Below are 1355 nucleotides of genomic sequence, written 5' to 3' on the forward strand. Positions count from 1 at the left end.
TGAACCGCCCCGAGTTCGATGCACACCTTCTTTCGAGGGAAGGTTGTTCGCATCATGCCGAAGAAGTACGACGAGGAGTTCAAGGCCCGGGCGGTTCGGTTGGTCAGCGACCATGCCGAGGAGTACGCCACCCGTACGGCCTGCCTGACCGCGGTCGCCAAGCGTTTGGGGGTGTCGTATGAATCGTTACGACGCTGGATCAACCAGGCCGAGGTCGACACCGGGGTCCGCGACGGGGCGCCCACCGATACCGTGCGCGAGTTGCGTGAGCTCAAACGCAAGAACCGCGAACTTGAGGAAACCATCGAAATCCTCAAGGCGGCAACAAGTTTCTTCGTGCGGGAGAGCGACCCGCGACACCGTTGATCTGTGCGTTCATCGCCGAGCATCGTGCTCGGTTCGGGGTCGCTCCGATCTGCCGCGTGCTCACTGAGCACGGCTGCGTGATCGCCCCGAGAACCTTCTATGCCTGGCTGGCCCGCCCACCGTCGGCGCGGGCCCTGTGGGACACCGTCATTACCGAGGTGCTGGCCGGCTACTACGAACCCGACGAGCACGGCCGGCGCAAACCGGAGTCCTTGTACGGGGCCACGAAAATGTGGGCTCACTTGCAACGCCAGGGCATCACCGTGGCCCGCTGCACCGTGGAACGACTGATGCGCGTCAACGGCTGGCGCGGGGTCACCCGGCGCAAAAAGGTCCGCACCACCGTGGCCGACCCGGCCGCGACCCGGGCGGCGGATCTGGTCAAACGCCAGTTCCGGGTGCGCGCCCCCAACGTGCTGCTCGTCGCGGATTTCACCTACGTGCGCCTGGCCACCGGGGTGTTCGTCTACACCGCGTTCGCCATTGATGCCTACGCCGGGCGGATCGTGGGCTGGACCTGCTCGGCAAGCAAGGAAGACCGGTTCGTGCGTCAGGCGATCAGGCATGCGGCGCAACTGCGGTTCAATGAAGGCAATCCATTGATGGGCAACACTATTCACCATTCGGACGCAGGGTCGCAATATACGTCGGTGCGGTTCGGGGAAACCTTGACCCTGTCCGGGCTGGTGGCCTCAATCGGCACTGTCGGGGACGCCTTCGACAACGCTCTGGCCGAAACAACGATAGGGCTGTACAAGACCGAAGCCGTCCGGGCGGATTCGCCCTTCCGGCGCGGCCCCCTGCAGCGCCTGACCGACGTGGAACTGCTCACCGCCGACTGGGTGCACTGGTACAACACCAGCCGGCTCATGCACCGCCTGGGCCGCATCCCACCGACCGAGTACGAGACGATCTACTACGCTACGAACACAGCCCAATCAGAGGCTGCACACCCATAACCGCGTGTGCATCGAACTCGGGGCGGTTCA

The 1355-nt window shown here is 64.4% G+C and carries 1 protein-coding gene; it reads left to right on the top strand.

The features are described 5' to 3' along the window. Nucleotides 1–54 precede the first annotated feature (54 nt). A protein-coding gene (locus AC5Y5B_RS25185; protein WP_085978347.1) for an IS3 family transposase occupies nucleotides 55–1325 on the top strand; the annotation gives its coding sequence in 2 pieces (ribosomal slippage) (nucleotides 55–328 and nucleotides 328–1325; 1272 coding nt in all). Nucleotides 1326–1355: the final 30 nt, after the last annotated feature.

Source organism: Mycobacterium sp. NGS33, from assembly GCF_059812885.1.